Annotated in this window: 20 protein-coding genes and 1 tRNA gene; 13 read left to right on the top strand and 8 right to left on the bottom strand. The window is 64.5% G+C overall.

What is annotated here, in order from left to right; genetic code table 11:
• Entirely contained in the window at positions 1–786 is a 786-nt protein-coding gene (locus KHN96_RS19475) for an SDR family oxidoreductase (protein ID WP_045787874.1), read from the bottom strand.
• Positions 787–1,008: 222 nt separating this feature from the next.
• Here KHN96_RS19475 and KHN96_RS19470 point away from each other — a divergent pair, with 222 nt between their 5' ends.
• Entirely contained in the window at positions 1,009–2,694 is a 1,686-nt protein-coding gene (locus KHN96_RS19470; RefSeq protein WP_045786999.1) for an electron transfer flavoprotein-ubiquinone oxidoreductase, read from the top strand.
• A gap of 64 nt (positions 2,695–2,758) precedes the next feature.
• Here KHN96_RS19470 and aroC read toward each other — a convergent pair whose 3' ends face one another.
• From aroC to KHN96_RS19450, 4 genes are all read right to left on the bottom strand, one after another.
• A complete protein-coding gene (gene aroC, locus KHN96_RS19465) occupies positions 2,759–3,859 on the bottom strand; it encodes a chorismate synthase (protein ID WP_062738473.1) in 1,101 nt (366 codons plus the stop codon).
• A 72-nt stretch (positions 3,860–3,931) separates the two neighbouring features.
• On the bottom strand, positions 3,932–4,348 hold the full coding sequence (locus tag KHN96_RS19460) for an FKBP-type peptidyl-prolyl cis-trans isomerase (RefSeq protein ID WP_045787001.1): 417 nt from the start codon (positions 4,346–4,348) through the stop codon (positions 3,932–3,934).
• Positions 4,349–4,403: 55 nt separating this feature from the next.
• Positions 4,404–6,311, bottom strand: coding sequence for an MFS transporter (locus tag KHN96_RS19455; RefSeq protein WP_062738472.1), 1,908 nt, complete (start codon positions 6,309–6,311; stop codon positions 4,404–4,406).
• A gap of 82 nt (positions 6,312–6,393) precedes the next feature.
• A complete protein-coding gene (locus KHN96_RS19450; RefSeq protein WP_045787003.1) occupies positions 6,394–6,849 on the bottom strand; it encodes a CBS domain-containing protein in 456 nt (151 codons plus the stop codon).
• Positions 6,850–7,090: 241 nt separating this feature from the next.
• Here KHN96_RS19450 and KHN96_RS19445 point away from each other — a divergent pair, with 241 nt between their 5' ends.
• From KHN96_RS19445 to KHN96_RS19435, 3 genes are read left to right on the top strand one after another with little or no spacing between them, the layout of a single operon-like run.
• A complete protein-coding gene (locus tag KHN96_RS19445; protein WP_062738471.1) occupies positions 7,091–8,425 on the top strand; it encodes an O-acetylhomoserine aminocarboxypropyltransferase in 1,335 nt (444 codons plus the stop codon).
• Complete coding sequence (locus KHN96_RS19440; RefSeq protein WP_045787005.1) at positions 8,425–9,249, top strand: alpha/beta fold hydrolase; 825 nt, start codon at positions 8,425–8,427, stop codon at positions 9,247–9,249. The genes KHN96_RS19445 and KHN96_RS19440 overlap by 1 nt, the downstream gene beginning before the upstream one ends.
• A 25-nt stretch (positions 9,250–9,274) precedes the next feature.
• On the top strand, positions 9,275–9,592 hold the full coding sequence (locus KHN96_RS19435; RefSeq protein ID WP_045787006.1) for an Mpo1-like protein: 318 nt from the start codon (positions 9,275–9,277) through the stop codon (positions 9,590–9,592).
• A gap of 9 nt (positions 9,593–9,601) precedes the next feature.
• Here KHN96_RS19435 and KHN96_RS19430 read toward each other — a convergent pair whose 3' ends face one another.
• Positions 9,602–10,918, bottom strand: a complete 1,317-nt coding sequence (locus KHN96_RS19430) for a YihY family inner membrane protein (RefSeq protein ID WP_045787007.1) — start codon at positions 10,916–10,918, stop codon at positions 9,602–9,604.
• Positions 10,919–10,986: 68 nt separating this feature from the next.
• Between KHN96_RS19430 and wrbA the strand changes: the two genes are divergently transcribed.
• From wrbA to KHN96_RS19415, 3 genes are read left to right on the top strand one after another with little or no spacing between them, the layout of a single operon-like run.
• Entirely contained in the window at positions 10,987–11,580 is a 594-nt protein-coding gene (gene wrbA, locus KHN96_RS19425) for an NAD(P)H:quinone oxidoreductase (protein ID WP_045787008.1), read from the top strand.
• Positions 11,577–11,969, top strand: coding sequence for a DUF2069 domain-containing protein (locus KHN96_RS19420; protein ID WP_062738470.1), 393 nt, complete (start codon positions 11,577–11,579; stop codon positions 11,967–11,969). Before wrbA ends, KHN96_RS19420 begins: the two co-directional genes overlap by 4 nt.
• A gap of 6 nt (positions 11,970–11,975) precedes the next feature.
• The gene (locus KHN96_RS19415) at positions 11,976–13,388 is read left to right on the top strand and encodes an FAD-binding oxidoreductase (RefSeq protein WP_062738469.1); all 1,413 of its coding nucleotides are present in this window, start codon (positions 11,976–11,978) and stop codon (positions 13,386–13,388) included.
• A gap of 12 nt (positions 13,389–13,400) precedes the next feature.
• Here the strand turns inward: KHN96_RS19415 and KHN96_RS19410 are convergent, their stop codons facing one another.
• Positions 13,401–13,604: a hypothetical protein gene (locus KHN96_RS19410; protein WP_045787875.1), complete on the bottom strand. Its 204-nt coding sequence runs from the start codon at positions 13,602–13,604 to the stop codon at positions 13,401–13,403.
• A 363-nt stretch (positions 13,605–13,967) separates the two neighbouring features.
• Here KHN96_RS19410 and KHN96_RS19405 point away from each other — a divergent pair, with 363 nt between their 5' ends.
• Together KHN96_RS19405 and KHN96_RS19400 are read left to right on the top strand one after the other, a co-directional pair.
• A complete protein-coding gene (locus KHN96_RS19405) occupies positions 13,968–14,168 on the top strand; it encodes a hypothetical protein (protein WP_062738468.1) in 201 nt (66 codons plus the stop codon).
• Between the two features lie 93 nt (positions 14,169–14,261).
• Positions 14,262–14,338, top strand: a tRNA-Arg gene (locus KHN96_RS19400).
• A 347-nt stretch (positions 14,339–14,685) separates the two neighbouring features.
• On the opposite strand, the gene KHN96_RS19395 is transcribed toward KHN96_RS19400, so the two are convergent.
• A complete protein-coding gene (locus KHN96_RS19395; RefSeq protein WP_082062889.1) occupies positions 14,686–18,060 on the bottom strand; it encodes a hybrid sensor histidine kinase/response regulator in 3,375 nt (1,124 codons plus the stop codon).
• A 426-nt stretch (positions 18,061–18,486) separates the two neighbouring features.
• Here KHN96_RS19395 and KHN96_RS19390 point away from each other — a divergent pair, with 426 nt between their 5' ends.
• The 4 genes from KHN96_RS19390 to KHN96_RS19375 all read left to right on the top strand — a co-directional run bounded on the left by KHN96_RS19390 (position 18,487) and on the right by KHN96_RS19375 (position 24,239).
• Positions 18,487–19,164, top strand: coding sequence for a response regulator (locus KHN96_RS19390; protein WP_045787024.1), 678 nt, complete (start codon positions 18,487–18,489; stop codon positions 19,162–19,164).
• Positions 19,165–19,321: 157 nt separating this feature from the next.
• Complete coding sequence (locus KHN96_RS19385) at positions 19,322–22,777, top strand: YadA-like family protein (protein ID WP_062738466.1); 3,456 nt, start codon at positions 19,322–19,324, stop codon at positions 22,775–22,777.
• 62 nt (positions 22,778–22,839) lie between these two features.
• On the top strand, positions 22,840–23,583 hold the full coding sequence (locus KHN96_RS19380; RefSeq protein ID WP_233902578.1) for a response regulator: 744 nt from the start codon (positions 22,840–22,842) through the stop codon (positions 23,581–23,583).
• Between the two features lie 137 nt (positions 23,584–23,720).
• The gene (locus tag KHN96_RS19375; protein WP_045787027.1) at positions 23,721–24,239 is read left to right on the top strand and encodes a fimbrial protein; all 519 of its coding nucleotides are present in this window, start codon (positions 23,721–23,723) and stop codon (positions 24,237–24,239) included.
• Positions 24,240–24,288 lie beyond the last annotated feature (49 nt).

The raw sequence follows: 24,288 nt of genomic DNA, 5'->3' as shown, positions 1-24,288 counted from the left end.
TCAGACCATGCCGTCGTCCGCGTTGATGACGGCGCCGTTGATGAAGTCAGACTGGTCGGACGCCAGCAGCAGAATCAGCCCATCCAGGTCTTCCGGCTTGCCCACGCGCTTGCGCGGCAGCATCTGCACGAGCTTCTGCCCGGCCTCGGTTTCCCAGTGGTGATGGTTGATCTCGGTATCGATATAGCCCGGGCAGATGGCGTTGGTGTTGATGCCGTAGCGGCCCCACTCCAGCGCCATGGCGCGGGTCATGTGGACCACGGCGGCCTTGCTCATGCAGTACACACCGATCTGCGACAGCACCTTCAGCCCCGCCACGGAGGCGATGTTGACGATGCGCGATTGCGGCAGCGGCGAGCCGTTCTTCTCCGCTCCCTTGGCCCGCGCGATCATGCGCTTGGCCGTTTCCTGCGCCACGAAGAAGGCGCCGCGCGTGTTGGTGTCGAAGATGAAATCGAAATCGTCGGGCGTCACGTCCACCATCCGCTGCGTGGTCGAAACGCCCGAATTGTTGACGAGGATGTCGATCGTGCCGGCTTCGGTCTCGGCGTGTGCAATGGCCGCGCGGATACTGTCCGGATCCGTCACGTCCAGGCGGACGACGTGGGCGCTGCCGCCCTTGGATTCGATGTCGGCGCGCAGCTCCTTCAGCCGCTCCACGCGGCGCGACGCCAGCACGACCTTGGCGCCGGCTGCGGCCAGCGTGTGCGCAAAGCGCGCTCCCAGGCCACTCGACGCGCCGGTGATCAGCGCAACCTTGCCTTCCAGATTGATCGACAAACCCATGATGCGTGATCCCCGTCTGTTGGTTTGCATGCGCCGGACCTGATGAATCGGCGGGCCGGCAATGTGATTTGCGCGCAGCTTAGCAAAAATCGAACGATCGTTCAGAAATTTCTCTTGCCGCATCCGGGCGCCTCCCGGACAATGCGGAAAATTCTAATGCAGCAATCCGTCATACCAATAAGCAAACGCCCCTAACTGTCCCCAAGCAGCGAAGAGACACCTATGAACCAGCAGCAGCTCCTCGAACAATACGGCCCGCGAGAGTCCATGGAGTATGACGTCGTGATCGTCGGCGGCGGCCCTGCCGGCCTCGCGACCGCGATCCGCATCAAGCAACTGGCCGCCGGGACGGGCAAGGATGTGTCCGTCGTCGTGCTGGAAAAGGGTTCGGAGCCGGGTGCCCACATCCTGTCGGGCGCCGTGATGGACCCACGTGCCATCACCGAACTGCTGCCCAACTGGAAAGCCGATGGCGCCCCGCTGAACCAGCCGGTCACGGGCGACGACGTGCTCTTCCTGAGCGAAACCGACGCCAAGCGTACGCCCGATTGGCTCGTGCCGCGCAACTTCCACAACGATGGCTGCTACGTGATCTCGCTGTCGAACGTGGTGAAGTGGATGGCAACGCAGGCCGAGGCGCTCGGCGTGGAGATCTTCCCCGGCTTTGCCGCCGCTGAAGTCCTGTACGACGACAACGGCGCCGTGCGCGGCGTCGCCACCGGCAACATGGGCATCGGCAAAGACGGCGAGCCGACCGAGAACTTCCAGCTGGGCATGGAACTGCTCGGCAAGTACACGATCTTCGCCGAGGGCGCGCGCGGTCACCTGGGCCGCCAGCTGCTGGAGAAATTCAAGCTCAACGCCGGCAAAGACCCGCAGACCTTCGCCATCGGCATCAAGGAGCTCTGGGAAATCGACCCGGCCAAGGCCAAGCCCGGCCTCGTCGTCCACACCGCCGGCTGGCCGATCGAAGACGATACCTTCGGCGGCGGCTTCCTGTACCACCTGGAAGACAACAAGGTCACGCTGGGCTTCGTCATCGGCCTTGACTACAAGAACCCGTGGATGAGCCCGTTCGAAGAAATGCAGCGCTGGAAGACCCATCCGGCCATCCGCGCGCACATCGAAGGTGGCAAGCGCATCGGGTACGGCGCTCGCGCCATCAACAACGGCACGCCGCAGGCGCTGCCCAAGACGGTATTCCCGGGCGGCGCGCTGGTTGGTTGCGACGCTGGTTACCTGAATGCCGCACGCATCAAGGGCAGCCACGCGGCCATCAAGAGCGGCATGCTCTGCGGCGACGCCGTATTCGAAGCCGTGACCGCCGGCCGTTCGGGCGATGAGCTGTCGGCCTACCCGGCCGCGTTCGAGAAGAGCTGGCTGAAGGAAGAACTCGACCAGTCGCGCAACTTCAAGCTGTGGTTCAAGAAGAGCCCGACGCTGGGCAAGATCATGACCGGCATCGAGCAATGGCTGCTGCCCAAGATCGGCGTCGCCAGCCCGCCGTGGACGCTGCACGGCACGAAGTCGGACAACCAGTCGCTCAAGCCTGCCTCGGAGTGCGAGAAGATCGTGTATCCGAAACCGGACGGCAAGATCACGTTCGACCGCCTGTCGTCGGTGTTCATCTCCAACACCAACCACGAAGAGAACCAGCCCGCGCACCTGACGCTGAAGGACCCGACCGTTCCGACGCGCATCAACCTGCCGGAGTTTGCAGGCCCCGAGCAACGCTACTGCCCGGCTGGCGTGTACGAGTTCGTCAAGAACGACGAAGGCGTGGAGCGCCTGCAGATCAACGCGCAGAACTGCGTGCACTGCAAGACCTGCGACATCAAGGACCCGACGCAGAATATCGTGTGGGTGACGCCGGAAGGCGGTGGCGGCCCGAACTACGTCGGGATGTAAAGAAGGACGCACCAACAAAAAAGACGGCTTCAAGCCGTCTTTTTTGTTGCCCGCGCGGAACGGTTCAAGGCGCCTTCGCGGCAATGGCCGGCGTCTGGACCGACACATCGCCGCATTGCGCGCGATGGCGCAGCGCGTGGTCGATGAGCACCAGCGCCAGCAGCGCTTCGGCGATCGGCGTGGCGCGGATGCCGACGCACGGATCATGGCGGCCGAAGGTCTCGACCACGGCGGGATCGCCTGCCTTGTCGATCGAGCGACGCGGCGTGCGGATGCTCGACGTCGGCTTGATCGCTAGCGATACCGAAATGTCCTGCCCCGTCGAAATCCCGCCGAGGATGCCGCCGGCGTTGTTGCCGACGAAACCGTCCGGCGTCAGCTCGTCACCGTGCTCCGAACCGCGCTGCGCCACGGCATGGAAACCTGCCCCGATCTCGACGCCCTTCACGGCGTTCAGGCCCATCATGGCGTGCGCGATGTCGGCGTCCAGGCGATCGAACAGCGGCTCGCCCCAGCCGACCGGCACGCCGGTCGCCACAACCTCAATGCGCGCGCCGACGGAATCGCCGTCCTTGCGCAGCGCATCCATGTACGTTTCGAGCTCCGGGATGATGTCGGCGTTCGGCGCGAAGAACGGGTTGTTCGGCACCTCGTTCCAGTCGACGAACGGGATCTGGATATCGCCCAGCTGCGACATGAAGCCGTGGATTTCCACGCCAAACTTCTCGCGCAGCCACTTCTTGGCCACCGCACCGGCGGCCACCACCGGGGCCGTCAGCCGTGCCGAAGACCGGCCGCCGCCGCGCGGATCGCGGATGCCGTACTTGTGCCAGTAGGTGTAGTCGGCGTGGCCTGGGCGGAAGGTCTCGGCGATGTTGCTGTAGTCCTTGCTGCGCTGGTCGGTGTTGCGGATCAGCAGGCAGATCGGCGTGCCGGTCGTCTTGCCTTCGTACACGCCGGACAGAATTTCGACCACGTCATCTTCCTTGCGCTGGGTGACGTGGCGCGACGTGCCGGGCTTGCGGCGGTCCAGGTCGGGCTGGATGTCTTCTGCGCTGAGCGCCATGCCGGGCGGGCAGCCGTCGATGACGGCGCCGATGGCAGGGCCATGCGACTCGCCGAAGGTAGTGACGGAAAACAGCAGGCCCAGGGTATTGCCAGACATGATCGTGCTCGGAAGAGCGCCGCGGTTGCCGCGGCGCGAAACATCGGAAAACGGATATTGTAAGCCGATCGATCAGCCGCCGATGCCCAGCAGCTCGACCTCGAAGTTCAGCGTGGCGTTGGGCGGAATCGTGCCGGGCACGCCGCGCTCGCCGTAGGCCGTGGCCGCCGGGCACGTCAGCTTGGCCTTGCCGCCCACCTGCATCTTTTGCACGCCTTCGGTCCAGCACGGGATCACGCGGTTCAGGGGAAACGAGATCGGCTGCCCGCGCTTGTAGGAGCTGTCGAACTCCTTGCCGTCGGTCAGCGTGCCTCGGTAGTGCACCTTGACCGTATCGCTGGCCTTGGGCGACGGGCCGGTGCCCTTGGTCAGCGTCTGGACGACCACGCCGGAGGGCAGCGTTTCACTCGACGCGGGCGCGGCAGCCTGCGCTGCAACGGAAGCCAGGGCCAGCGACGAAGCACACATGAGCAGGGAAAGGCGTTTCATGAGCAGATAACGAAAGAGATTGAGGGAGCCGGCAGTGTAGCGAATTGCGCCCCGGCTATCGCCGCTCGCCGCGCAATGCCAGCACGGCTTGCTGCAGGCCTTCCGGCGATACCGCCTGCGCCGGCACCGGTGCGCCAATGCACAGTTCCAGCTTATTGAGGATGCCGCGACGGAATGGGCGCGTCATCGCCGCCCCGCCCTTGCGCGAGAAAAAGCTGCCCCACAGGCCGCGAAGCGCCATGGGCACCACCGGCACCGGCGTGCGTTCCACAATGCGGCGCACGCCTTCCTTGAATGGGTTGATTTCGCCCGTGGCGGTGATCTTGCCCTCGGGGAAAATGCAGACGACCTCGCCTTCGGCCAGCGCTGCCGCAATGCTGTCGTACGCCCGCTGGAGCATCTGCGGATCTTCGTGCTGGGGCGCAATCGGAATCGCCTTGACCGTGCGGAAGAACCACGACAGCACCGGCACCTTGAAGATGCGATGGTCCATCACGAAACGCACGGGCCGGCGGACGAAGGCGCCCACCACCACTGCATCGACGAAACTCACGTGGTTGCACACCAGCAGACACGGCCCTTCATCGGGAATCCGCTCGGCGCCCTCCACCTTCACGCGGTAGACGGTATGGATCAGCAGCCACATCACGAAGCGAATCAGGAACTCCGGCACCAGCGTGTAGATGTAGATCGCCACCACGGCATTCAGGATGCCCGTGACGAGGAACAGCTGCGGAATCGTGAATCCGGCGCGTGTGAGCACCATCGCCAGCACTGCCGAAGCAATCATGAACAGCGCATTGAGGATGTTGTTGGCGGCGATGATGCGGGCGCGGTGCGTCGGCTCGCAGCGGCTCTGGATCAGCGCATACAGCGGCACGCTGTAGAAGCCGCCGAACATCGCCAGGAGGAACAGGTCGGCCAGCACGCGCCAGTGGCGGTGGTCCTGCAGGAAGCCGGAAATGCCCGTCAGCACATCGTGCGCAACGAGGGCCTCGGCATGCGAGGCGAAATACAGGTCCACCGCAAACACCGTCATGCCGATGGAGCCGAACGGCACCAGGCCAATCTCGACCGTCCGCCCGGAGAGCTTTTCGCACAGCACCGAGCCCAGGCCGATGCCGACCGAGAACACCGCCAGCAGCAGCGTCACGACGTTCTGGTCGCCACCGAGCACATTGCGCGCAAACGCAAAGAACGATGTCAGGAAAGTCGCCCCGACAAACCACAGCCACGAGATGCCGAGCAGGCTCAGAAACACCGCACGCTGGTTGCTCGCCAGCTTGAGGTTGCGCCAGGTTTCGGAGATCGGGTTCCAGTTGATGCGCAGATCCGGCTGCGAGGCCGGCGACATCGGCACGCCGCGCGCGGTGAGCCAACCCGCCACGGCAATCACCATGCAGGCGATGCCCGTGAGCAGCGGGCCGACCAGCTCGCCGTGGCGCGTGTAGTTGGCGAGTTCACCGCCGCCGATGGTGCCGATGAGGATGGCGACGAAGGTGCCCATCTCGACCAGCCCGTTGCCGCCAACCAGTTCGGCCGATTGCAGATGCTGCGGTAGATACGCGTACTTGACCGGCCCGAACAGCGTCGAATGCACGCCCATCAGGAACGTGCACAGGTACAGCAGTTCGACGTGGCGCAGCGCAAAGCCCGCACACCCGATCGCCATGATGGCGATTTCCAGCGTCTTCACCAGGCGGATCAGCCGCGCCTTCTCCATGCGGTCGGCAATCTGCCCGCTGGTAGCCGACAGCAGCACGAAAGGCGCAATGAAGATGGCTGAAATGAGGAACGCCGCGGAAGCCGGGTCGGCGTTGCCGAACAAGGCGGCGTGGTAGGTCACCAGCGAGGAGAACGCGACCTTGAAGACGTTGTCGTTCATGGCACCCAGGAACTGGGTCCAGAAGAACGGTGCAAAACGACGCTGCTGCAGCAGTGAAAACTGGCTCGATTGGCTCATCGACAGACGATTCGGAGTTCAACAAAAAACCCGCTCGCAACGGCGGGCGGGTTTCAGCGGTGTGCAGTAAAAAAACGGCAGGTCAGTCTTCGTTGGCCTTCTCTTCGGGCCAGTCGCGAATGTACGCCTTGAGCATCCTGTTCTCGAAGCTCTGGTCTTCGAGCACGGCCTTGGCCACATCGTAGAACGAGATCACGCCCATGAGCGTGCGGCTGTCGAGCACCGGCAGGTAGCGCACATGGTGCTCCAGCATGATGCGACGCACTTCGTTGACTTCGGTTTCGGGGGTGCAGGTGACGGGATGGTCGTCCATCACCTTGCGGATGGTGGTGCCGTCGCCGACGGTACCGTTGTTCCTGGCGAGCACCTTGATGATTTCGCGGAAGGTCAGCATGCCGACCAGCTCGCCGTATTCCATGACCACGAGCGAGCCGATGTCTTTCTCGGCCATCGTCTGCACGGCCACCTGGAGTTTGGTTTCCGGTGCCACGGTGTAGAGCGTGTTGCCCTTCACGTGAAGGATGTCGCTGACTTTCATAGTGCGTCTCCCAGGGTATCGGGGTGCCGGTCTGCCGGGGGGGCGACCGCGCGCGGGTTGTGGTTATGGTTGTGTTTCGATCCTAGCCCAAACCGAAGCGCTTCGACAAGCATGCGGCGCAGAAAAAACCTGTCAAAAACCGCGCCCGCTCGGCGTTTGCCCGAGATGCACCGCAACAGGGAGCAGTGCTAGCATGCCCCGTCCAAACCTGCTTCCGCTCCCTTTCGGGGTGCCTCAATCCATGTCCAAAGCCCGCTTCGACACGCTGGCCCTGCACGCTGGTGCCGCGCCCGACCCGGCCACCGGCGCGCGCGCCACGCCCATCCACCTCAGCACGTCGTTCGTGTTCCGCGACAGCGAACACGCGGCGTCATTGTTCAATATGGAACGCGCGGGCCACGTCTACTCGCGCATCTCCAACCCGACCGTGGCCGTGTTCGAGGAGCGCATGGCGGCGCTCGAGAACGGCGTGGGCGCCATCGCCACCGCCTCGGGCCAGGCGGCCCTGCACCTGGCCATCGTCACGCTGATGGGTGCGGGTTCGCATATCGTGGCCTCGTCCGCGCTGTACGGCGGCTCGCACAACCTGCTGCATTACACGCTGCGCCGCTTCGGCATCGAGACGACCTTCGTCAAGCCTGGCGACATCGACGGCTGGCGCGCCGCCATCCGGCCGAACACGCGGCTGCTGTTTGGCGAGACGCTCGGCAACCCGAGGCTCGATGTGCTCGACATCCCGACCATTGCCTCCATTGCGCATGACGCGGGTGTGCCGCTGCTCGTCGATTCGACGTTCACCACGCCGTGGCTGCTGCAGCCCTTCGCACACGGAGCCGACCTCGTCTACCACTCGGCGACCAAGTTCCTCGGCGGCCATGGCACGACCATCGGCGGCGTGCTGGTGGATGGCGGGACCTTCGACTACGTTGCGGCCGGCAAGCATCCCGAACTGACCGAGCGGTACGCGGGCTTTCACGACATGGTCTTCGCCGAGGAAAGCACCGTCGCGCCTTTCCTGCTGCGCGCCCGCCGCGAGGGCCTGCGGGATTTCGGTGCCTGCATGAACCCGATGGCGGCCTGGCAGCTGCTCCAGGGCATTGAAACGCTGCCGTTGCGAATGGCCCGGCACGTGGAGAACACACGCCGCGTGGCCGCCTTCCTGGCGAGCCATCCGATGGTGGCGTCGGTCGCCTACCCGGAGCTCGAATCGCACCCCGACCATGCGCTCGCCAAGCGCCTGCTGCCGCGCGGCAGCGGCGCCGTCTTCAGCTTCGATCTCAAGGGAGACCGGCGTGCGGGCCAGCAGTTCATCGAATCGCTGGGCCTGTTCTCGCACCTGGCCAACGTGGGCGATGCGCGGTCGCTGGTGATTCATCCGGCGTCGACCACGCATTTCCGCATGGACGCAAATGCGTTGGCCGCGGCCGGCATCAGCGAGGGCACGATCCGGCTGTCGATCGGCCTGGAAGATGCCGACGACCTGATCGACGACCTCAAGCGCGGTCTCAAGGCCGCCGAGCGCGCGATGTCCGCCGCGCCCGGCAAGGCCGCGTCCACCACGACCGGAGCCCGCTGATGGAATTCACCGTACAAGGCCAGCGTGCCTACGCCTACACCGGCGGCAAGCCGTTCAACGCCGAACTGCCCTGCGTGGTGTTCGTGCATGGTGCGCAGAACGATCATTCCGTCTGGGGACTGCAGACGCGCTGGTTTGCGCACCACGGCTTCAGCGTGCTGGCGGTGGACCTGCCAGGCCACGGGCGTAGCACCGGCGCCCCGCTGCAGACGGTGGAGGCCATGGCCGACTGGGTAATGGCCGTCGTGCAGGCAGCCGGCGTCACGCAGCCCGTGATCGTGGTCGGGCACAGCATGGGCTCGCTGATTGCGCTGGAGTGCGCTGCGCGATACGCCGATCGCGTGCGCCGTATTGCGCTGGTGGCCACGGCATGGCCGATGAAGGTGTCGGATGCGCTGCTGGACGCGGCGCGCAACAACACCGCGAGCGCCATCGACATGGTGAATGCCTGGTCGCATTCCAGCCTGGCCAACAAGCCGTCTGCGCCGGGGCCGGGTTTCTGGATGCATGGCGGCAGCCAGCGGCTGATGGAGCGCGTCGCCCGCGGCTCCGAGGCACCGGTCTTCTACACGGATTTCGCCGCCTGCAACGCTTATGCGCGTGGCGCGGAAGCCATGGCCGCAGTGAAGTGCCCTTCCCTCGTGATCGTCGGCGAAAAAGACCAGATGACGCCCGCGAAGGCCGGCCGCCAGGTCGCCGCGGGCCTGCCTGGGAGCCGCGTGGTAGGGCTGCCCGGCGGGCACGCGATCATGGGAGAATGCCCTGACGGCACACTCGACGCGCTGATCGCCTTTGCGCGCGAACGAGACGCCGTCGCCGCGTAGCCCCGTCACCCACAGGAGACGCACCATGGCCACCACCGACACCCACGGCTTCAGCAGCTTCGCCGAGTTCTACCCCTACTACCTCAGCGAACACCAGGACCGCACCTGCCGGCGCCTGCATTTCGCGGGGTCGACCGTGGCGCTGGTGTGCTTGGTGTTGCTGGTGTTGACCGGCAGCCTGTGGTGGCTGCTCGGCGCCGTCATCAGCGGCTACGGGTTCGCGTGGGTGGGCCACTTCGGCTTCGAGAAGAACCGCCCCGCCACCTTCCGGCACCCGCTCTACAGCCTCGTGGGCGACTGGGTGATGTACCGCGACATGTGGACGGGAAAAATCCCGTTCTGAACCGTCGGTTCAGGCGCTGAGCGCCGCAGCCGCAGGCTGGTCTGCCTCGACCGCTTGCGCCGCAGCCGCGACGCCATGTTCGCCAGCGGTGAAGACGCTCTGCAGGGTGGCATCGAGCGCCGGATTCCGCAGTTGAGCGACCAGCCACCCGGTGTCTCCGAGGTGGCGTGCCAGGGCCGTTCGAGGCAAGCGCGGCAGATTCAGCACCAGCTTTTCATACAGCGGCCGCAGCGTGGTCGTGTGCGCGTCGCACAGCAGGGCCCAGTGGGCATCGCCGCGATCCTGCTGCAGCTTGCCGATCAGGTGCAGCGCCTTGAGCTGGGTCAGCAGATCGGTCAGGTAGTCGGACTCGAGTTGCAGGCGGCGGCCGATATCCCGCTCCGCCAGCGTGCGGGGGGCCTGCTCGCGGGCTCGATACAACAGCAGCAGGACGCCCAGCGCGTCGAAGAACTGACTGCCCGGAAACGTGCGCCGCTGCCAATAGCCCCGGCGGATGATCGGCAGCGTCGAGGCGATCGTGGCACCGAGCAGCGTGACGAGCCAGCTGACGTAGATCCAGGTCAGGAAGATCGGTAACGCCGCAAAGGCGCCATACACAGCTGTATACGTGGGGATGTGCGCAACGTAGGCCCCGAAGCCCCGCTTTGCAAACTCGAACGCGACGGCTGCAACGAGGCCTGCCGTCAAGGCATCGCGCCGCTCCACGTAGGTGTTCGGCACAAATACGTAGAGCATCGCAAACGCAATCGCCGACAGCAGAATCGGGATGACGCCGACGATCACGCCCAGCCCGAACGGCAGCTTGTTCACGTAGCCCGCCGAAATCGATACCAGGTACGAACTGACCGACAGGCTCGCGCCGATCAGCACGGGCGCGAAGGTCATCAGTGCCCAGAACACCAGCACGCGCTGCGCCAGCGGCCGCCGTTGACGCACGCGCCAGATGGCGTTGAGCGCGTTCTCCACCGTCAGCATCGTCAGGACCGACGTCACCACCAGACCGATGAGGCCCGCCGCCGTCAGCCCCTTGGCATTGGACGAGAACTGGTTCAGGTACATCAGGATCGGACGGCTGATGTTGCCCGGCACCAGGTTGCTGAACATGTAGCCCTCGATGTCCGCGCGAAAGCTCTTGAACATCGGGAACGCCGTGAACAGCGCAAACGCCACCGTCAGAATCGGTACGAGCGACAGCACCGTCGTAAATGTCAGGCTGCCCGCCACCTGCGGCAGGCGGTCCTCGCCCGCGCGGCGCAGCGCATAACGCGCCAGCGCACGCAGCTTGGCGGCATTCCATTGACGAAGCGCTCGGGTGTCAAAAAGCATGAAAAATGAGGCGGGAGGCGGGAATAAGGGGCGCAACTATAATACCGCGACGCTCTCAACGCTTCGTCATGAAAGATATCCTGGTCCTGTATTACAGCCGTCACGGCAGCACGCGCGCATTGGCCGAAGCCATCGCGCAAGGCATTGAAAGCGTCGACGGCGCGCAGGCACGGGTGCGTACCGTGCCGGCGGTCTCCGCCGTCTGCGAGGCCACGCACCCCGACGTGCCTGACGACGGCCCACCGTATGTGGACGTCCGCGACCTGGAGGAATGCGTTGGACTGGCACTGGGCTCGCCGACACGCTTCGGGAACATGGCCGCACCGCTGAAGTATTTCCTGGACGGCACCACACCGCAGTGGCTGGCGGGTGCACTGGCCGGCAAGCCGGCGTGCGTGTTCACCTCCACGGGCAGCATGCACGGCGGCCAGGAAACCACCCTGCTCTCGATGATGCTGCCGTTGCTGCACCATGGCATGGTGTTGCTCGGCTTGCCGTATCAGCACAGCGAACTGCTTTCCACCGAGGCCGGGGGAACGCCGTACGGCCCGTCTCACGTCGCGCATCGCGGCGACACCGCGCCGCTCACCGCGCACGAACGCACGCTGGCCACGGCCATGGGCCGCCGGCTTGCACAGACCGCCCTGAAGCTCGCCGCATGAGCACCGCCCACCCTGTCGCCGTCGAGTCTCCAGCCCTGGCACGGCTCAGCGCGGGCAGCCTCATCGCGCTGATCCTGCTGTGCGCTGCGTGGGAGTTGTGGCTCGCCCCCTTGCGGCCCGGCGGCTCGTGGCTCGCGCTCAAGGCGCTGCTGCTGGCGTGGCCGCTGGCCGGCGTGCTGCGCAGGAACCGCTACACGATGCAGTGGGCGTCGATGTTCATCCTGCTGTTCTTTACGGAAGGCATCGTGCGCGCCACTTCCGACGTGGGGCTGTCGCGCGCCCTGGCCTGGGGCGAGGTGACGCTCAGCGTGGTCTTCTTCTGCGCGACGATCTTCTACCTGCGCCCCTTCAAGCGCGCCGCCAAGGCCCGCGCGCGCCAACAAACCTGATCGGCCATGACCCACGATGCGTTCCTGCAAGCCTGCGTTGATGCGATTGGCACCGCGCACGTCCTGACCGCGCCGCAAGACCAGGCGCCCTACCTGACGGACTGGCGCAAGCGTTTCACCGGCCGCGCGCGTGCGGTGCTGCGTCCTGCCAGCCCGGACGAAGTCGCGGCGCTCGTGCGACTGTGCGGCGAACACGGCGTGCCGATCGTTCCGCAAGGCGGCAACACAGGCCTGTGCGGCGGCGCCACGCCCGACATGGCCGGCAACGCCGTGGTGATCTCGTTACAGCGTCTGCAGCGTGTGCGTGCGGTCGACCCGGTCAACAACACCATCACCGTGGATGCCGGCTGCATCCTGGCCAACGTGCAGCAGGCCGCGGCCCATGCCGGGCGCCTGTTCCCGCTCAGCCTGGCTGCGGAAGGCAGCTGCACCATCGGCGGCAACCTGGCGACGAACGCCGGCGGCACCGCCGTCCTGCGCTACGGCAACGCCCGCGAGCTCTGCCTCGGCATCGAAGCCGTGCTGCCCAACGGCGAACTGTGGAATGGCCTGCGAGGCCTGCGCAAGGACAACACCGGCTACGACCTGCGCGACTTGCTGATCGGCGGGGAAGGCACGCTCGGCATCATCACCGGAGCGATGCTGAAGCTGTTTCCGCAACCGCGCGCCAAGGTGACGGCGCTGGCGGCGCTGCAATCGCCGCGTCAGGCGCTGGAGTTCCTGTCGCTGGCACAAGGCCATGCGGGCACGCTGCTGACGGGCTTCGAGCTGATGTCGGCGTTCTGCCTGGATCTGGTGCACAAGCACTACCCGCAGCTGCGCGTGCCGTTCCCGCAGCGGTATCCGCAATACGTGCTGCTGGAGCTGTCCGACCTCGAAAGCGAAGAGCACGCCCGCGCGCTATTCGAATCGCTCATGGAAGAAGCGCTCGCGCGCGGTGTGATCGACGACGCAGCGGTGGCCGAATCGGTCGCCCAGTCGCGCGACTTCTGGAACCTGCGCGAGCACATCCCGCTGGCCCAGGCCGAGGAAGGCAAGAACATCAAGCACGACATTGCCGTGCCGATCTCGCGCATTGCAGACTTCATCGACGTGACGGACCGTGCGTTGGCGCAGGCCTATCCGAACATCCGCATGGTGACGTTCGGACACCTCGGCGACGGCAACCTCCATTACAACGTGTCGCCGCCGGAAGGCCATGCGCACGACGCCTTCCTGGCTAACCAGGGCGGCATCAACCGCATCGTGCACGACAGCGTGCACGCGCACGGCGGCTCCATCTCTGCCGAACACGGCATCGGCCAGCTCAAGCGCGAGGACAACGCGCGCTACAAGAGCGCCGTCGAACTGGCCGCCATGCGCGCCATCAAGCAGGCGCTGGACCCGCGCGGCCTGATGAACCCCGGAAAGGTGCTGTAACGCGCCGCGCCCTCAGTTGAAGTGCCGCCAGACGGCGTTCACGACCGCCAGGGCGATCGTGGCGGCCAGCATCCACAGCAGCAGGCGCGGGACGCCGGTGGGCGGCAGGCGATGATCGGCGCCGCCGGAACGGCCGCCAATGCGGCCGCCCTGGGCCCTGCGGATATACGTGCTACGAGGCGCCCCCGCCGGGCGCCGTGCATGACGCGTGCTCATGTTGTTTCCTCCCTGCCCCAAGACCGTGGCTTCGCCGGCCCTGTTGCCGGCAAAACACAACAGCCCCATGGATCACTCCATGGCAGCCAAACAAGACTCCCCCTTGGTTTCCCGTCTGGTCATCGAAACCGCAAAGCATCCGCCACGCTCGTCGGCGTGCGTCGGCATGTCGTTCCGCGTCGTCGCACGGATTTCGAGTAGAGGCGCAATGCTGGAGCACGACGCGATGGCACGAAATGTATCAAGAATCCCCCCAAAAGGGGGGTACGCATTCCACCTATGACCGTTTGGATGATGCGTGGGAACGACATTTGCGGACCGGATTGGGGCAACCCTGCCATTCGCCTTGTTATGGAGCCGTCCATGCATCCCTCCCTGCCTGACCCGACCCGCCGCGCCCACATCACGCCACCGCAGCCGTCTGAGCAGCCGCCGCATCCGCCGCCGGAAATGCCGCCGCCCGATGAGCCCGCGCACGACCCTGTCCACGACCCCGAACCGAAGACCCCTCCGATCGAGCTGCCGCCGGGCGAAGTCCCTCCGGAAATTCCGCCCAAGCACTGACGCGCGGCGCCAACCCCATCTGTTAGAATCGCGGCCTCCCAGGCAAACCCAGACCGGAGGCCGCGCTGGCACGTCTGGGCAGCCCATGCAGATCTGCCCATAGCTCAGCTGGATAGAGCATCGGCCTTCTAAGCCGACGGTCGGGGGTTCGAATCCCTCTGGGCAGGCCAAGAAAATCAATGAGTTACACAGAAACTCGAGGCAACTCGATTTCGGGACTTTCGCCGTGTAACTGTGTTGTAAGCAAATTCACGAGAGTTCTGGGGACACCCCACCCGAGCCAGCAGAGCGGTGCTGCGCCTGGGCAATCCTGCACGGGCGTACCGGACATCGCGTCCAAGAACATTGTCGTGCCCCTCATTGTCCGAGCGGACCAGCTTTCGCTTGTTGATTGACCGGTACGAACGTCGACGGCGCAGGTTCACCTTCATGTACGGGTTGCAGCGGGGGAGCTGCAGTGACGAACGCGAGCAGGGCAATTTGGGCTTTTGTTAACTTTTAGACCGAACTCCAGCCGCTACGATGGCCGTGGCACCGGCTCCCGTTTCGCGAACATGCGCTCCGCATCTTCCACAAGGCCTTGCAAACGCGTCAGGATGGCGTCCCGGTCGCCCCCATTCAGCAACAGGGTCTCCAGCGCGTGTGAAGCCTCGGTCAACGACACTTCACCCACCACCGCAAAGCCGCCCTTGATGAAATGCAGAGACTTCGCGGCTCGGCCATAGTCCGAGGCCTCGATGGCCGCCCGCGCCTCGCTCACAGACGTTCGGAACGACGAGGTCAGCGCCGACCAGATTTCCTGCGATAGCGGCCTGATGCCTCTGCTCCCACCTTCGACTGGGGCTTGGGCCACTGCATGCTGCATGACAGCTGCCTTGCTTACCGCAATGCCGCTCAATGCTTGCGCAAGCGCCTCGATCGACAACGGCTTGACGAGCATGTCGTTCATGCCGGCCGCCTCGCATGCCAAACGCTCTTCGGCGCTCGCATGCGCGGTCACTGCCAGCACAGGCACGGTCGTCCCCTGATTCCGTAGCGTCCGGCACAGGGCAAACCCGTCCATCCCCGGCATGCTCAGATCGGTCAACACGACGTCGTACTGCGCGGCATTGAATCGCTCCAGTGCTTCGCCGCCGCTTGCTGCGAGTGTGACGTCATGCCCGAGCGTCTTCAGTTGGTCACGCAGCAGCAGACGGTTCACCGGATTGTCTTCTGCAACCAGCACACGCAGTGCTGCGTGAGGTTGGGTGTCGGCCTCCCCAGGCTGTTCTTCGAATGCCTGCATCTTTGGTGCAGACGTGCGCAATGCCTGTAGCAGGTTGCGCAGGCTATAGCTCGACACCACGGTTCGACCGCGCTCGGTCACAGGCTCACGCGGACCATCATCAAGCACATCTACAACGCGCTGGGCACGGCGGACCAACGCATCCTCATCGGCAAGAAGCCAACGCGCCTCGCTGTGATGAATCAGCAGCACGTCGCACTCGCCCGCAAGGTCGGTGGGGCGCGCGCTCACGCGCACGTTGGCACCTGAAGCCTGTAGATGCGGGACAAGCGCCTGCTTCCAGGTCTCGTCCTCACACAGAAACGATACGGACAGGCCTCTGAGCGGCTGCATCGGGCTTTCGGAGGCGGTAGGCGCATCCAGCACCAGCTCTACCGTGAATGTGGAGCCGCTCCCTGGCGCACTCTCTACCCTCACGGCGCCGCTCATCAGTTCTGCAAGCCGCCGGCATAAGGCCAGCCCCAGCCCGGTGCCGCCAAACTGGCGCGTAATGGACGTATCCGCCTGCACGAACGGCTGGAACAGTGCTTCCTGCTTGTCAGCCGAAATACCGATGCCGGTGTCCGTCACGCTGAAGGCGAGTCGAGCCTGCCCGCCTTGTTTGCGCAGCAACTGCACGCCAACCCTGACGGACCCAGCCTGCGTGAACTTGATGGCATTGCTCAGCAAGTTGTTGAGGATCTGTCGCAAGCGCGTTGGGTCGCCCACATAACGTTGTGCGACGGTAGGGTCGATCTGGTAATAGAGCGCAAGCCCCTTCGCTTCGGCAACCGGAAGAAAGACCGCGATCACGGATTCCACAACGTCCACCACGTCAAAAGCGATGGACTCCAGCTGCATCTGGCCAGCTTCGATTTTCGAGAAATCGAGAATATCGTCGATCAACGCAACCAGCGTATGGGACGACGCGGCCACCACATTCAGGCGGTCTCGCTCCACACCCTGCAAGGCATGCGAGCGTTGAATGAGTTCGAGGTTGCCCAGAATCGCGTTCAGCGGCGTACGGATCTCGTGGCTCATCATCGCCAGGAACGAAGACTTCGCGCGGTTTGCAGCGTCTGCCGCCGCGCGGGCTTCTTCCAACGCACGCTGCGTCTGCTTGCGCGAGGTGATGTCGACAAAGCTGCAAAGCAACGCATCCTCGCCCTGATATTTGGTGGGCAGAAGATCGACGTGCAGTTCAGCCGGTCGGCCATCCGGTCCATCGACTTCGATGTCCTGACTGACGACGGCGGCGGCTTTGGCCTGCCCCGCGCCGTAGGCGTCAAGGAGCCGCCTGTGCAAAGGCTGCCCACCCGCCCGATACTGGCCGGCGACATCGTTCTGCAGCAGCGGAGCGCCGGAGTCGAGCGCCACCAGACTGAGTCCGACAGGCGCAGCACCAATGATGGTGCGGCTCAGGTTTTCGCTTTCGAACACCCGCAAGGACCGCCGGTACGCTGGCTGAAACACGCGGTAGTGAAACAGCAGGACAAAACTCCAGAGCACGGCCAGCACGATGAACAACGCCGCCGCATAGGCAAGCAGCGGCTCACGCAGCGCGTTCAGAATCGTTCGCCACGAATAGGTGTACACCAACACCCAGCCGGTTTCGGAGAGCGGCTCACTGATGGTGAAAATGCCGTCGTGATAACTGCTGTCCGGACGTACCAGCCCGCGCTCCCACATGCGGTCTTTCACAACCTTCGTCGTGAGGGCACGAGCGGCTTCCGTCGACGTGGCTTTGCTGCCGATGCCCTCCAGCAGCACGTCTCCGCCCTTGGACAGCAGCAGCATGTTGCCGTCATAAGGCGCCTGGGCAAGGCGGTCCGCCAGGACCTTCACCGGCAGGTCACTGACGAAGACGATGAAAGGTTTGCCCCCTTCAAACGCAGGCTGCACAAGCTTGAAAACGCTGTCTCCGGTAAACGGGTCGACGTGCGGCGCCACCCAGGTCACCTTGCGTGTTTCCAGCAGGCGGCGATCGACTTCAGGGTCGTTCAGATCGCCAACGTCCTTTGCAAGCAGGTGAATGAGTTCGGCAAGGGAATGCGCCTTGACGTCGCGCATCGGGTCGCCCGAGCGCGGCGGCGGCATGATCGTGATGAAGCGTTCGTCTGGAGAGTAGTAGTAGCCGGTCAACGGCCTGCCGCGCTGCCGAGCACTGGCGCTGGCGGTAAACGCCTGTTCCTCGCTGAACGCCAGGTAGTTGCTGTAGCTCTCTGGGCGCTTCTGCTCGATATCGCCCATCGATAGCTGCGCTTCCAGCTCAGGACTCGCCCTGAGGTAGGCTCGGCCACCTTGCATCCTGAAGTCGCGTAGCAGTGCCTCTCGCGCCGGGCGGTGCTCGCTCCAGAGAAACTCGGCGTTGATCACACCGCGCTGCAGCGCTGCCTGCTTCGTCTCAACGTCGATCAGCAGCAGCGCTTTGTGCGTGAGAAAAATCTCTCGCCCGGCGGCAATGTAGTTTGAAACCTTCGCATAGGTCGCCAGCCCGGCGACTCCCACCATCACAAGTGACAGGACAACCGCGCCGCCGAACAACATGCCGCGCTGCATGAGGCCCAGTGCACCAAGCTCTTTGAAACGGGGTACCCGGCGATACCAAGGTTGCGTTTCAGTGGTCATGATCTGTAGGTGGTAGGGATGCCGAACCACTACTTTATTGAAATCGTGCGCGCTGTGCGCATCCAAGCCCGAAAGTTCGTACTTGTCCTACGTGCCGAAGCGATTTCGACTATGTCCTATTAGCGGAGCGCAACAAGGCGCGGAGAATGAACGTTCCCGCAACGTTGGACCGCTCATCATGGATGCCAAACTGGCTGCGCCGACACAGTCTCTCGCACCCATCTCATCGCAATCCGCACAAGCACTGCTGGCGTTTGCGCAGTTGCCCTGCGAACAGCGACGGCGTTTTATACTGCATCTCAACGCCTTCCTGTATGCCTCTCCGCATGGAAGGCGCGCGCTCATCGCGCAATGGGATGCAAAGGCCGTAGAGCCGACTTAGGTGCCATATCCCAACGCAAAACCAACGCACCACCGGGGATTTCCATGAACGAGCGTATTCGGCTGCTGCTTGCTGACGATCATCCTGCGATCATTCTCGGGGTGAAAGTCGCCGTCGAAAACGCGCATGGCATCGAGATTGTCGGCACCTCGCGGAGCTCTACCGAGATGGTCGCCTTTCTCGATACGCACGCGTGCGATGTGCTCGTAACGGATTACTCCATGCCGGGCGGGGCATACGGCGACGGCATCCCCCTGCTCTCGTTCGTCATGCGCCGGTATCCGGCCATGAAAGTGATCGTGCTGACCATGATGGACAACCCCGCCATTCTGTCGGCCATTGCCGCGGCCGGCGTGCATGGCGTTCTGAGCAAGTCGGACGATCTCTCGCACATCATTCCTGCCGTCCATGCGGCGATGCAGGGCCAGCCGTATTTCTCGCCCACCACACGTGCAGCCCTGGACGCTGCGAAACGCGTACAAGGCGACGGCGACCAAGCGCTCACCCGCAGGGAAAGCGAAGTCCTTCGCTTGTATGTCTCCGGTCTGTCCGTGAACGAGATCGCACAGCGCCTGCACCGCAGCAAACAGACCGTCAGCACGCAGAAGTCGACGGCCATGCGCAAGCTCGGCATCGAGCGCGATGTCGACCTGTTCCGGTACGCAATCGAGACCGGCCTGGTATCGGCAGCGACGCCGCAATCCCCTGAAGAGCAGGCCTGAGCGGCACCCTCACCCCTCAGAGCCGCGGCAACTCGTACAAGTACGAAAAGCCTCGTCCCCGTTCAGGATGCGGGGCGTTTTAGTACTCGTCAGATAGTGTGCACTGCGTCAAAAAAATACAGTGAACCCGTCGGAACAACACACCTACGGAGTCACCATGAACAAGACGCATCGCACCATCTTCAACATCGCCACCGGCACGTGGGTGGCAGCATCCGAAACCGCAAAGAGCCGCACGAAGGCCGGCGGCCAACGCGCACTGGTCCGTCACGCAATCGCTCTCGCAGCCGTCACGCTGGGGCTGGGCGCGACGCAGGCATTCGCCTACGTTGCTGGCAACGGCGCGCAGCAAGGCAATGCCAACAACACGGTCATTGGCGATAACGCCGACGGCAGCGCCGCCGGTTGTAACAGCAGCTATCTGCCGGGCTCCGCATGCAGCACGATCATCGGCAACAGCGCATCCTCGACCGCTGGCGCGACAACGGCGATCGGTGACCATGCCAGTACGACTGGCGCAAACAGTGTCGCCATCGGTGCATATGCGACGGCAAGTAGCTGGTCGCAAGCCATCGGTGCCGGCGCCAAAGCAACCGGCGGCTGGGCAACTGCCATTGGCCAGAGCGCAGTAGCAAGCGCCACCAATGCGCTCTCGCTTGGCACCAACTCGTCTGCAACCGGCGACGCCAGCGTAGCGGTGGGCAGCGGCGCTAAGGCAACCGGTACCAATTCCTTCGCACTCGGTTACAGCGCCAACGCACAAGGCGTTGATTCGATGGCATTCGGCCGCAGCGTCACCGTTGCCGGTGACAAATCGGTTGCCCTGGGCTCGGCAGCCAAGACCACTGGTGACAACGCCATGGCGCTGGGTGCCAACACGTCGGCCGTTGCGGGCAGCGTGGCACTGGGCCAGGCGAGCATCGCCGATCGTGCCAACACGGTGTCCGTCGGCTCCAGCACGGCTCAGCGCCAGATCACCAACGTTGCCGCGGGTACGGCTGACACCGATGCCGTGAACGTGGCGCAGTTGAACGCCGTCAACGCAACGGTGACGCAGCACACGACGGCAATCCAAAACCTGACGGACCGCAGCCGCTTCATCTCCGCCTTCGAGAACACGGGCGCAGCCGCCGCCACGCCGGCAGGGCCGAACTCGCTCGCAGTGGGGCAAGCTGCTTACGCCAGCGGCAACTCCGCCAACGCGTTCGGTTCGAATGCCCGCGCGGCTGCCAACGGCGCCACGGCGGTCGGCAGTGGTTCAACGGCCGGCGGCAACAATGCGACCGCGATCGGCTACGCGTCCAACGCATCAGGTGGCAACTCGTTCGCCATGGGCGCGAACTCCAGCGCAGCCGCGCAGGGTGCAATTGCCATTGGCGGAGCCGCTAATGTCAATGCCAGCGCCGCAAACTCGAGCGCCATTGGCTACCGTGCCACTGTCGCCGCCAACGTAACCGACGCAGTCGCGCTGGGCTCGAACAGCACGAACACGCGCAGCAACACCATCTCGGTGGGCTCCGACACCAATCAGCGCCAGATCACGAATCTTGCTGCTGGCACGGCCGACACCGATGCAGTCAACGTCCGCCAACTGAACGACACTGCCACGCAGCTTGGCAACCAGATTACGAACGTCAGCAACAACGTGACGCAGCTGGGCGACCAGATCTCTTCCGGGCAGATCGGCCTCGTGCAACAAGCCACAGCCGGCGCAGACCTGACGGTGGGTGCCGCCACCGACGGCGTGCGCGTCAACTTTGCCGACAAGAACGGCAATACCCGCACGCTGGCCAACATCAGCAGCGGCGTGGCCGATACCGACGCGGTAAACGTGCAGCAACTGCGGACGGAAATTGCCAAGTCGAGCGCGACGGATACGGCCTATTTCCAGGCAGACGGCTGGAGCAACAAGGGCGACAAAGCCCAGGTCGCCGCCGGTTCCTATGGCGTGGCGATTGGCTCGAACGCGAGCGCCACCGGCGAAAACTCGGTAGCCCTGGGGGCCAACTCGGTGGCCGACCGCGACAACGTGGTCTCCGTCGGCTGGGGCATGGGCGGCAATGGCACGCGCCAGATCGTCAACGTGGCCAACGGTAACCAAGCGACCGACGCGGTCAACGTTCAACAGCTCACGCCCGTCATCGCGAGCCTGGGTGGCGGTGCAAAGATTGACGCCAACACCGGTGTGGTGTCGGGCCCGACCTACAACGTGCAGGGCGGAACGCAGCACGATGTCGGCACGGCACTCGACGCCATCGACGGCGGCCTGAAGACGGCACAGAGCAACATCGTGAACCTGGACGGTCGCGTCACCAACAACGAAACCAACATCCTCAACCTGCAGCAGCAGCTTGGGCAGGGTTCAATCGGCCTGGTGCAGCAGGATGCGGCCACGCGCAACATCACCGTGGCTGGCGGCACCGACGGCACCGTGGTCGACTTCACGGGCACCGCAGGCGCACGCCGTCTGACCGGCGTGGCCGAAGGCAGCGCGGATACCGATGCAGTGAACGTGAGCCAGCTCAAGAAGACGGGCCTGATCGACAACAACGGCAATACGCTTGCAGCGGTGACCTACGACGTGCATGCCGACGGTACGGCCAACTACAACAGCGTGACGCTCGGCGGCACGCAGGCAAGCGGCCCCGTGCAGTTGCACAACGTGGCCGACGGTGCGGCCGACACCGACGCCGTGAACCTGCGTCAGCTCAAGCAAGCCGGCCTGATCGACCAGAACGGCACCGCGTTGGACGCCGTCACGTACGACGCCGGCTCGAACCGCACCTCTGTGACGTTCGGCTCTGCCGGTACGCCAGTGCTGCTGTCCAATGTGCGCGCCGGCATGGCCGACACGGACGCTGCGAACGTGGGGCAACTGCGCGGCCTGGCAGGCTCGCTGGGCGGCGGTGCGGGCTTCGCACCGGACGGCTCGTTCGTCGCACCGACCTACACGCTCAACAACACGACGTACAACACCGTCGGCGACGCACTGAATGGGCTGGCGGTATCGATCGGCCAGACCGGCGATCGTGTGACGACCATCGAGAAGGTGATTTCCACCGGCGCGTCCAACGCGCACGTGGCGACGACGGGCGACCAAGCCAACACGGCAAGCGCCAGCGGCAACACCGCGGTCGCCATCGGCGCGGGCGCGGCTGCCAAGCACGACAACAGCGTGGCACTTGGCGCGGGTTCGACCACCGACCGCGACAACACGGTGTCGGTCGGCTCGGTCGGCAGCGAGCGTGTCGTGGCGAATGTGGCAGATGCCGTCATGAGTACCGATGCCGTGAACAAGCGCAGCATGGACGCGGCCGTGTCGGGCGCCAACAGCTACACCGACCAGAAGGTCGGCATGGTGCAGCAGGCGCTGGGCGATGTGTCGCGCAAGGCTTACTCCGGCATTGCAGGGGCCACGGCGCTCACGATGATTCCGGACGTGGACGCTGGCAAGACGGTTGCCGTGGGCGTGGGGGTGGCGACGTACGAGGGCTATACCGCATCGGCCATCGGCGTGAGCACCCGCCTGAGCGATCGCATCAAGGCCAAGTTCGGCGCCAGCATCAGCGGCTCGGGCAGCACCTACGGCGCTGGCGTCTCGTACCAGTGGTAAGCCAGGCTGCCGCGCTGCTCAGGCCAGCCTGAACAGCGATCTGTCTGCGCCACGAGGCGGCGGTGTTCTACCGCCGCCTTTTTTCCGCATTCCGCCGCAACATCCCCATTCCAATGAACGCACGAATCCGAGTTGTGCTCGCGGACGACCATCCTGTCGTTGTCGCGGGCGTCACCGCCATCATTGAAGAATCCGGCGACATGGAGATCGTCGGCACAGCGTGCAACTCCAGCGAAATGGTTGCGCTGCTGGACCGCTATCCGTGCGACGTCCTCCTGACCGACTACGCCATGCCGGGCGGCGACTACGGCGACGGCATTCCGTTGATGGGCTTTCTGCTGGGCCGCTATCCGCTGCTCCGCATCGTTGTGCTGACCATGCTCGACAACGGCGCCATCCTCCCGCGACTCGCGGCAACAGGCATCCACGGCCTCGTCAGCAAGGCCGACGAGCTGTCGCATATCCCGCTGGCCATACGCAGCGTCGAGCGCGGGCGGACCTACCTGTCACCGCTCATGCAGGCAACGCTTGATGGATCACGCGGTGTCGGCGGAAAGGCACGCCCAGCCCTCACTGTGCGTGAAGAACAGGTCATCCGTCTGTTCGTGTCGGGCCTATCCGTCGGCCAGATTGCGCAACGCCTGGAACGCGGCAAGCAGACCATCAGCGCACAGAAGGTCTCTGCCATGCGCAAGCTGGGTATCGACCGTGAGGCGGACCTTTATCGCTACGCCCTCGAACTCGGTTGGGAGACGACTGCGGAGTACCGCGTTGCCAATCGTCCAGTCATGCCAACAGACCACTGACCTGCCGGGTTGCTACGACGAGACATCGCGACGCATTTCGTACTGGACTGATGTTCCTGCCCGACTGCATTTCCAATAATCAACCTGCGTGCACATCCCGTGCAGGCCCTGACAAACATCAACAAGTCTCCACTCCTATGAAACAAGCATTTGCAGCCGCCGTTATCGCAGCACTCTCCGCCTCCGCATTTGCTGCTGGCAACGGCAACCCGGGCACCATCACCTTCAACGGCGAAATCGTCGCCGGCGCCTGCGGCATCAGCGGTGACACGCTCGACCAAACCGTCTCGCTGGGTCAAGTGCCGGCCAACCTGTTCAGCAAGCTCGGCGACCGCTCGCAGGCGACGCCCTTCAACATCCAGTTGACGGACTGCGACACCAGCACGGCCAAGAACGCGTACTTCACGTTCACGGGCACGGCCGACACCGTCACCCCGGGCCTGTTCGCAACCACGGGCAGCGCTGCCAACGTCGGCGTACGCCTGCAGACCGCCTCGGGTGAATACCTGGACAACGGCGCCGAGCAAAAGGCACCGGTCGTTCTGTCCAACGGCAACAACACGGTGCAGTTCGCGGCGATGTACGAGTCGACCGCAGCCACCGTCACCCCCGGCCTGGCCAACTCGGTCGCCAACTTCACGGTGCGCTACCAGTAAAGCGATCTTTTCAGCCTGAGCGGCAGAGGGGGCGCAAGCCCCCTTTTTC

The sequence above is a fragment of the Ralstonia mannitolilytica genome (assembly GCF_905397375.1).
In the GTDB taxonomy this organism is placed as follows: domain Bacteria; phylum Pseudomonadota; class Gammaproteobacteria; order Burkholderiales; family Burkholderiaceae; genus Ralstonia; species Ralstonia mannitolilytica.
Note: the sequence above shows the minus strand (reverse complement) of the source record. Positions and strands in the feature narration are given on the sequence as shown.